Genomic DNA, 8217 nt, shown 5'->3' with positions numbered 1-8217 from the left:
TCCCCAGACGGGGAGCCCGGCCTCTCGGGCGTTCAAGGGGTGGTTCAGGCGCCCTTGGCGGCTTCCTTCAGCTTGGAGCCCGCGCTCACCTTGGCGCTGTAGCCGGCCGCGATCTGGATCGGCTCACCGGTCTGCGGGTTGCGGGCGGTGCGGGCGGCGCGGTGGGTGCGCTCGAAGGTCAGGAAACCGGGGATGGTGACCTTCTCGTCGCCCTTGGCGACGACCTCGCCGACGATCTCGGCGAAGGCGGCCAGAACGGCGTCGGCGTCCTTGCGGGTCACCTCGGCGCGCTCGGACAGCGCGGCCACCAGCTCACTGCGGTTCATGTGTACTCCTGTGGTCTGTTCGCTTGCGGTGTGCGGGGGCCCATCGGTACTCCCACCGGGGGGCACCCGGATAGGCCGCAGGTCCGCACACTGTGCTCATGCAGGCAATGCGTGGTCGCAGGCCGGGTCCGTACCCGATGCCGCGCGCCGGTGCCGTCGAAGGCCCGTCCGCCTGCCTGGATACGAATCCTGCCCCGACCGGCCCCGAGAAAGCCAATCGGGCCCCGGCCACGACACCCGAACGAACCCCGCCCGTTGGAGGTGTGACGCTCCGTCGGCTCCGGCGGACCGGGCCCGGGCGGCGGTCGGGACGACGCGCCGGAAGACCAGGGGGACGTTCCGTACTTGTCGGACACGCCTGCCCCGTGCAGGGCTACCGTACGCCCTAGGCACGACAAGCCCAAACACGCCCCTCGCCCTTGTGTCGCAAGGGTTCGGGGCGGACTCGGACGGGTAAGGCCGCTATTCGGACATTTGACCGATCAGCGACACGTCGGCCGCCTCGCCGGTCAGAGCTTGACGGTGGGGAAGGAGGAGGCGTCGAGCGTGCCGACGATGCCCGGGGTCGGACGGGCCGGCTCCGTGCTCTCCTGGACGCCCGCCAGCGCCGCCTCGCGCACCGCCGAGGCGACCGTCTTGGCGACGTCCTTGTGGAAGACGCTCGGGATGATGTAGTTGGCGTTCAGCTCGTCGTCGGCGACGGTGGTGGCCAGCGCCCGGGCGGCGGCGATCATCATCTCGGTGTTGACGGTGCGGCTCTGGGCGTCCAGGAGGCCGCGGAAGACACCCGGGAAGACCAGCACGTTGTTGATCTGGTTGGGGAAGTCGCTGCGGCCGGTGGCGACCACGGCGGCGGTCTGCCGGGCGATGGCCGGGTCGACCTCCGGGTCCGGGTTGGCCAGCGCGAAGACGATCGAGTCCTCGGCCATGGTGGCCAGGTCGTCGCCGTCCAGGACGTTCGGGGCCGAGACGCCGATGAAGACGTCGGCGTCCGCCACGGCCTCCTTGAGGCTGCCGGTGCGGCCCGAGCGGTTGGTGTGCTCGGCGATCCAGCGCAGGCTGTCGTTGAGGTCCTCCCGGCCCTGGTGGACCACACCGCGCACGTCCGCCACGGTGGCATGCTCGACGCCGGCCGCCAGCAGCAGCTTGAGGATCGCGGTGCCGGCGGCACCGGCGCCCGACATCACCACCCGGATGTCGCTGATCTCCTTGCCGACCACCTTCAGCGCGTTGGTGAGGGCGGCCAGCACCACGATCGCGGTGCCGTGCTGGTCGTCGTGGAAGACCGGGATGTCCAGGGCCTCGCGCAGCCGGGCCTCGATCTCGAAGCAGCGCGGCGCGGAGATGTCCTCCAGGTTGATGCCCGCGAAGCCGGGGGCGATCGCCTTGACGATGGCCACGATCTCGTCGGTGTCCTGGGTGTCCAGGCAGATCGGCCAGGCGTCGATCCCGGCGAAGCGCTTGAACAGGGCCGCCTTGCCCTCCATGACCGGCAGCGCGGCGGCCGGGCCGATGTTGCCCAGGCCCAGCACCGCCGAGCCGTCGGTGACCACGGCGACGCTGTTGCGCTTGATGGTGAGGCGGCGGGCGTCCTCGGGGTTCTCGGCGATCGCCATGCAGACCCGGGCGACGCCCGGGGTGTAGATCATGCTGAGGTCGTCACGGTTGCGGATCGGGAGCTTGGACGACATCTCGATCTTGCCGCCGAGGTGCATCAGGAAGGTGCGGTCCGAGACCTTGCCGATCGACACGCCGTCGATCGCCCGCAGCTTCTCGACGATCTCCTCGCCGTGCGCGACCGAGGAGGCCGCCACCGTGACGTCGATCCGCAGCGCCTCCAGGCCGGAGGCGGTGACGTCGAGACCGGTCACCGAACCGCCGGAGGACTCCACGGCCGTGGTGATCGCACTGACGGCGTTGCCCCGGGCCGGGACCTCCAGCCGCACCGTGATCGAGTTGGAGACACTGGGCACCGTCGCCATCGACGCTTCCTTCTTCCGTCCGTGCGGCAGGTTCAACATTTTGTTGAAGGCATCGCCTGCGCATGCTAGACCTCGATCGTCGCACCTTCCAAGGGGTAGCCAGAAATAACGTTCATTGAGTGTGTGGACCCGACAACTTCTTGCCTCTCCGGGCCGATGCGTTACATTGGACGGGACACCGGCTCGATCCAAGCCCCCGGGCCCAACCTTCGTCCCTTCGAGGGACCACTTGCCGCGAGGCGAGCATGGCGGGTCGGTGTCACTAACGTCTGAAGGCCCCTCACCATCCGGTGAGGGGCCTTCTTCGTCCGGCGGACCGGCCGTCAGCCGTGCAGCAGCGCGGGCACGCCGGCCGCGTCCGGCAGGTCGTCCGGACCGGACAGCACGGTCAGCCGCTGGGTCGCCCGGGTGAGCGCCACGTACAGCACCCGCAGGCCGGCCTCCGACTCGCCGGCGATGCCGGTCGGGTCGGCCACCACGGTCGCGTCGTACTCCAGGCCCTTCGCCTCCAGGCTGCCCAGCACCACCGCCCGCTCGCCCAGGCCCTCGGCCCAGCCGGCCGCCTCGGCCCGGCGGTCCATCGGCACCACGATCGCCACGGTGCCGTCCACCTCGCCCAGCAGCCGCTCCAGCTCCGCCCGGGCCGCCGCGCCGAAGGCCTCCGGGGCGGGATCCACGACGGCCGCGAAGCGCGGCTCGACGCCGACCCGGCGCACCGCGGTCGGCGACGGGGTGCCCGGCGCGGCCAGCGCCAGCACCTTGGCCGCGACCTCGGCGATCTCGGCCGGGTTGCGGTAGTTGACGGTCAGCGTGAAGCGGCGGCGCGGCTTGCCGGACAGCACCTCGTCCAGTGCGGCCTGCGCCTCCTGCGGGAACGGCCAGGAGGACTGCGCCGGGTCGCCGACGATCGTCCAGGTCGCCATCCGGGCCCGGCGGCCGATCATGCGCCACTGCATCGGGGTGAGGTCCTGCGCCTCGTCCACGATCACGTGCGCGTACTCGGTGCGCTCGACGGGGACGCGCTCGCGCTGACGGGAGCTGCGGTCGGCGAAGGTGGTGACCTCCTCCAGCCCGCTCAGCAGGTCCACCGCGTTCACCTCGCGCACCTTCGGCCGGGCCGCCTCGCCGAGCAGCACCTGGAGCTCGTCCACCAGCGCGACGTCGTGCGCGGACAGCGCGCCCTCGCCGTTCGGGGACAGCTGGCGCCAGGACGCCGCCAGCAGCCTCGCCTCGTCCGGGGAGACGGCGCGGCGGGCGATCCGGTTGATGTGCCGGTGCTGCTTGAGCGTGCCGAGCACCCGGCGCGGGGTCACGGCGGGCCACCAGGCGTCCAGGAAGTCCAGGAACGGCGCCTCGTCCGAGACGTACTCGTCGAAGGACTCCTTCTCCTCCTGGCGCTGCTCGCGGGCGTAGTGGTCGGTCGGCTTCGGCAGGTGCCGGGTGAGCTCCTGCCACAGGGCGTCCAGCAGCATCCGGCGGGCGCGCGGGCGCAGCAGGTTCAGCGGGGTGCCGCCGGCGCCGATCACGTTGCCGCGCACGGCCTTGAGCCGGCCCGCGTCCAGCTTGAGCACCTCGCCGCGGGCGACCACCTTCAGCTCCTGCGGCGCGCCCAGCTCCAGCGCGGCCCGGGCGGCCCGGCGCAGCATCTGCACCATCCGGCCCGAGCCCTTGACCCGGGCCGCCTCCGGACTGTCGTAGGTGCCCGCCTCGATGCCGTCCACCAGCGAGCCGACCGCGCGGATGGCGACCTGCCCCTCCTCGCCGAGCGAGGGCAGCACGCCCTCGGTGTAGGAGACCAGCAGCGGGGTCGGCGAGACCACCAGGATGCCCCCGGCGTAGCGGCGGCGGTCCTGGTACAGCAGGTACGCGGCGCGGTGCAGGGCGACGGCGGTCTTGCCGGTGCCCGGGCCGCCGGTGACGAGCGTGGCGCCGGCGGCGGCCGCCCGGATCACCTCGTCCTGCTCCTTCTGGATGGAGGAGACGATGTCGCGCATCGAGTGGCTGCGGGCGCGGCCGAGCGAGGCCATCAGTGCGCCGTCGCCGACCACCGCCAGCTCCCGGCCGTTCAGGGTCGGGGTGAGGTCGGGACGCAGCAGGTCGTCCTCGACGCCGATCACCCTGCGCCCCTTGGAGCGGATCACCCGGCGGCGGACCACCCGGCCCGGCTCGACCGGGGTGGCACGGTAGAACGGCGCGGCGGCGGGCGCCCGCCAGTCGATCACCAGCGGCCCGTACTCGGCGTCCAGCACACCGAGACGGCCGATGTGCAGGGTCTCGGCGACGGCCGGGTCGGCCGGGTCGAGCGGCGTGTCGGAGGGGATGCCGTGTTCCTCCGGGGCGTCCGCCCGCTGGAGGTCGATCCGGCCGAACAGGAAGTCCTCGAACTCGTTGTTCAGGCGCTGGAGGTGGGCGCCGGCCCGGTAGACCTGGGCGTCGCGCTCGGCGAGCGCGCCGGGGGTGCCGACGTGGACCCGCTTGGCGGCGTCCTCCAGGATGTACTCGGCCTCGGCAAGCTTCTCCTCCAGCCGGTGGTAGACGGTGTCGAGGTGCTGCTGCTCACCGGCGATCTCGCGCTCGCGTACGGTCTCGCGGTCGGTGGCGGCGGTGGTGTCCGTGTTGCTCTGCATGGCCTCGGTGGTAGCGGCGGAATCCGGCTCCGGAAAACGAGCGGACGGATGATCCTACGCCCCAACCGGGGTAAACGTGAAGGCCGCCCACCGCAAAGCGGTGGACGGCCTTCACTGTCAACATGGGGTGGTGGAGATGCCGGGAATCGAACCCGGGTCCAGTGGAGTTAATTCAGGGCTTCTCCGAGCGCAGTCCGCTGTGATTTTCTCGGCCCTGGCAGTCACACGGACAAGCCGCCAACAGGCCCAGCTGCTGTTTGATTTCCCATCCGCCCTCGCAGCCCGGGCGGACGGTTGAGTTCCCTAGATTATGCCAGGGTCCGGGTCGGGAACTCCCCGGTCTGACACCCAAGCGCTATCGGTGCTTATTAGGCAGCGAGAGCGAACTGCTGGGAATCGCGCTTAGAGTTGGCGATTATTTTTTTGCGACACGTGGTTAACGAGATCATTGCCGCGTTCCTCGGCTCGCTTCCCCTGTTTCAACATCCCCTGTCGAAACCGATCATCCCCATGTTTTGTTGAGAAACAGCCGGACGGTGACCGTCCGTGTTGCTGACGCCATACTACGCGAGGCGGCGGGTGAGGGTCCAGCGGATTAACTCTGGCGCCGCCGGGCGGCCGCCACCGCGCGGGCCGTCTCGCGGGTGTCCTGCTTCTCGCGCAGCGTCTGCCGCTTGTCGTAGAGCTTCTTGCCGACCGCGAGCGCCAGTTCGAGCTTCACCCGGCCGTCCTTGAAGTACAGCGAGAGCGGGACGAGCGTGTGGCCCGCGTCGCGGACCGTGCTCTCGATCTTGCGGATCTCCAGCCGGTGCAGCAGCAGCTTGCGCTTGCGCCGGGCCGCGTGGTTGGTCCACGTCCCCTGGGTGTACTCGGGGATGAACACGTTGTCGATCCAGGCCTCGTGGTTCTGGATGTAGGCGTAGCCGTCGACCAGGTTGGCCCGCCCCTCGCGCAGTGACTTCACCTCCGTGCCGGTGAGCACGAGGCCGCACTCATAGGTGTCGAGGATCGTGTACTCGTGTCGCGCCTTCTTGTTCTGCGCGATCAGCTTCTGTCCGGTTTCCTTTGCCATAGCGCGGCCATTCTCGCACTTCGGCCGGTTCGGGGCAGCCCCTTTAGGCGCGGGTGCCGAGCCCGGCCAGCACCCGCAGGGCGAGCGCGTCGGCGTCCTCGCCGGCCGCCGCCGGGACGTCCGGGGTCAGGCCGGAGCCCTCCGGGGAGCGGCCGGCCGGGGTGTAGTAGCGGCCGACGGTCAGCTCCAGCACGGCGCCGTCGGCGAGCCGGCTGGGCTGCTGGACGGTGCCCTTGCCGAAGGTCCGGGAGCCCACCACCACGGCGCGGCTGCGGTCCTGGAGCGCGCCGGTGAGCAGTTCGGCGGCGCTCATCGTGCCGCCGTCGACCAGCACCACCAGCGGGGTGCGCTGGTCGCCCCCGGGCGGGGCGGTCAACTCCCTGGTCTCGCCGCGCTCCTGGTACGAGCCGACCGGGCCGCCGTCCAGGAAGATCCCGGCGGTGCCGGCGGCCTCCTCGACCAACCCGCCCGAGTTGCCGCGCAGATCGAGCACCACACCGGCGTGCGGGGCGCGCAGAGCGGCGCGCACCTGATCGGACACGCCGCTGGTGAAGGCCCGTACGGCGATCCGCAGCACGCCCTTCTCCAGCTGCTCGGCGGTGACCTGCCGGCTGTCCAACAGGGCGCGCCGCAGCCGCAGTTCGCGGACCTCGCCGGCACCGCGCCGCACGGCGAGGGTGACCTCGGAGCCCACCCCGCGCTCGCCGTCGCGCCCGCGCAGCCGGGCCACCACCTCGGTGACCGGCAGGTGGTCGGCCTGGTCCTGGTCGATCCGCAGCAGCCGGTCGCCGGCCTCGATCCCGGCCGTGGCGGCGGGCCCGGCGGGCGCGACCTGGGAGACCGCGGTGGCGCCGTCCTCGCCGCGGCCGACCGAGAGCCCGACGCCCAGGTAGCGGCCGTCCAGTCCCTGGCTGAACGCGGCGTACTCCTGGGCGCTGTAGTACGCGCCCCAGCGGTCGCCGTTGGCCCCGAGCAGGTGCTCGGCCTGCTGCTCGGACAGCGCGGTGCCGGCCGGGTCCGCCGGGAGGCCCGGGGCGGCGCCCCCGACCGGGGCGGCGCCGGCGGCCGGGTGCCGTGGCGGGTCGCCCCAGGCGCCGGTGGCGGCCCCGGCGATCAGCACGACGCCGAACACCAGGCTGAGGGTGGCCACCTGACGTGCCCTGCGCGGAGTTTCCAGCATGGCACCGGAGTGTAGACACCGTGTCGGGCGCGACGGGCCACAACGGCGGGCGAAACGACGGCGGCCCCGGACGGCGCAGTGCCGTCCGGGGCCGCCGGGGCCGGAGGTGGTCAGACCTTGAGGTACTTGCGCAGGGTGAAGAACGCCGCCACGCCGGCCATGCCCATACCGACCACGATCAGCAGCGGTATCACCGCGAGCACCGAGCCGAGGCCGATGAAGTGGATGAACTGCACCCGGTCGGCCAGCCAGTTCTGGACGAAGAAGTGCCCGCCGACCAGCAGCCCGGAGGCCATGGCCGCGCCGAGCAGCGCGGAGAACGCGGCCTCGGCGATGAACGGCATCTGGACGTAGAAGTTCGAGGCACCGACCAGGCGCATGATGCCGGTTTCGCGCCGCCTGCTGTACGCCGACACCCGGACGGTGTTGACGATCAGCAGCAGGGCGACGAACAGCATCAGCACCATGATCACGAAGGCCGCCGTCTGGAGGCCGTTGAGCAGGCCGAACAGGTTCTCCAGGATCTTCCGCTGGTCCTCCACCGACTTGACGCCGGGTTTGCCGGCGAAGGCGCTCTGGATGACGTCGTACTTGGTCGGGTCGTTCAGCTTGACCCGCCAGGACTGCGGCATCGCGTCCGGGCCCAGGACGGAGATGAGCGGGTTGTCCGGGTTCATCTCCTTCCAGTGCTTGTACGCCTCGGCGGAGCTCTCGAAGGTCGACGACTGGACCACCGAGTCCATCTTGTCCAGCTGGGCCTTGATGTCCTGCACCTGCTGGTCGGTGGCCGCACCCTTGTCGCACTGCGGCGAGTTGCGCGCGTCCGACTTGGTGCAGAAGTAGATGCTCACCTCGACCTTGTCGTACCAGTACCCCTTCATGGAGTTCACCTGGTCGCGGACCAGGAGCGAGGAACCGGCCAGGGCGAGGGAGAGCGCGACACTGACCACGACCGCGATGGTCATCGTCAGGTTGCGGCGGAGACCCACACCGATCTCCGACAGGACGAACTGGGCACGCATGCGGGTAA

General features: G+C 71.0%; 6 protein-coding genes and 1 other RNA gene. All 7 read right to left on the bottom strand.

Going from position 1 to position 8217, the window contains the following annotated elements; genetic code table 11:
- Window positions 1-44: 44 nt before the first annotated feature.
- The 7 genes from ACFWPI_RS31465 to ftsX all read right to left on the bottom strand — a co-directional run bounded on the left by ACFWPI_RS31465 (window position 45) and on the right by ftsX (window position 8209).
- Window positions 45-326 carry an HU family DNA-binding protein gene (locus ACFWPI_RS31465; protein WP_030059737.1) on the bottom strand — a complete coding sequence of 94 codons (282 nt, stop codon included), beginning with the start codon at window positions 324-326 and terminating at the stop codon, window positions 45-47.
- A 509-nt stretch (window positions 327-835) separates the two neighbouring features.
- Window positions 836-2308 (bottom strand): NAD-dependent malic enzyme, encoded by a 1473-nt coding sequence (locus ACFWPI_RS31460; RefSeq protein ID WP_063349178.1) that lies wholly within the window; start codon window positions 2306-2308, stop codon window positions 836-838.
- Window positions 2309-2631: 323 nt separating this feature from the next.
- A complete protein-coding gene (locus ACFWPI_RS31455; protein ID WP_380380783.1) occupies window positions 2632-4935 on the bottom strand; it encodes a HelD family protein in 2304 nt (767 codons plus the stop codon).
- A 128-nt stretch (window positions 4936-5063) separates the two neighbouring features.
- Window positions 5064-5445: a transfer-messenger RNA gene (gene ssrA, locus ACFWPI_RS31450) on the bottom strand.
- 85 nt (window positions 5446-5530) lie between these two features.
- Window positions 5531-6007, bottom strand: a complete 477-nt coding sequence (gene smpB / locus ACFWPI_RS31445; protein ID WP_380380781.1) for an SsrA-binding protein SmpB — start codon at window positions 6005-6007, stop codon at window positions 5531-5533.
- Window positions 6008-6050: 43 nt separating this feature from the next.
- The gene (locus ACFWPI_RS31440) at window positions 6051-7187 is read right to left on the bottom strand and encodes a S41 family peptidase (protein ID WP_380380779.1); all 1137 of its coding nucleotides are present in this window, start codon (window positions 7185-7187) and stop codon (window positions 6051-6053) included.
- A 110-nt stretch (window positions 7188-7297) separates the two neighbouring features.
- Complete coding sequence (gene ftsX / locus ACFWPI_RS31435) at window positions 7298-8209, bottom strand: permease-like cell division protein FtsX (RefSeq protein ID WP_350881111.1); 912 nt, start codon at window positions 8207-8209, stop codon at window positions 7298-7300.
- Window positions 8210-8217 lie beyond the last annotated feature (8 nt).

The sequence above is a fragment of the Kitasatospora sp. NPDC058492 genome (genome assembly GCF_042720685.1).
Taxonomy (GTDB): Bacteria; Actinomycetota; Actinomycetes; order Streptomycetales; family Streptomycetaceae; genus Kitasatospora.
Note: the sequence above shows the minus strand (reverse complement) of the source record. Positions and strands in the feature narration are given on the sequence as shown.

Excerpts from the sequence above, each read along its gene's own strand:
- ACFWPI_RS31465 (WP_030059737.1), bottom strand. The coding sequence starts at position 326 with ATGAACCGCAGTGAGCTGGTGGCCGCGCTGTCCGAGCGCGCCGAGGTG.
- ACFWPI_RS31460 (WP_063349178.1), bottom strand. The coding sequence starts at position 2,308 with ATGGCGACGGTGCCCAGTGTCTCCAACTCGATCACGGTGCGGCTGGAG.
- ACFWPI_RS31455 (WP_380380783.1), bottom strand. The coding sequence starts at position 4,935 with ATGCAGAGCAACACGGACACCACCGCCGCCACCGACCGCGAGACCGTA.
- smpB (WP_380380781.1), bottom strand. The coding sequence starts at position 6,007 with ATGGCAAAGGAAACCGGACAGAAGCTGATCGCGCAGAACAAGAAGGCG.
- ACFWPI_RS31440 (WP_380380779.1), bottom strand. The coding sequence starts at position 7,187 with ATGCTGGAAACTCCGCGCAGGGCACGTCAGGTGGCCACCCTCAGCCTG.
- ftsX (WP_350881111.1), bottom strand. The coding sequence starts at position 8,209 with ATGCGTGCCCAGTTCGTCCTGTCGGAGATCGGTGTGGGTCTCCGCCGC.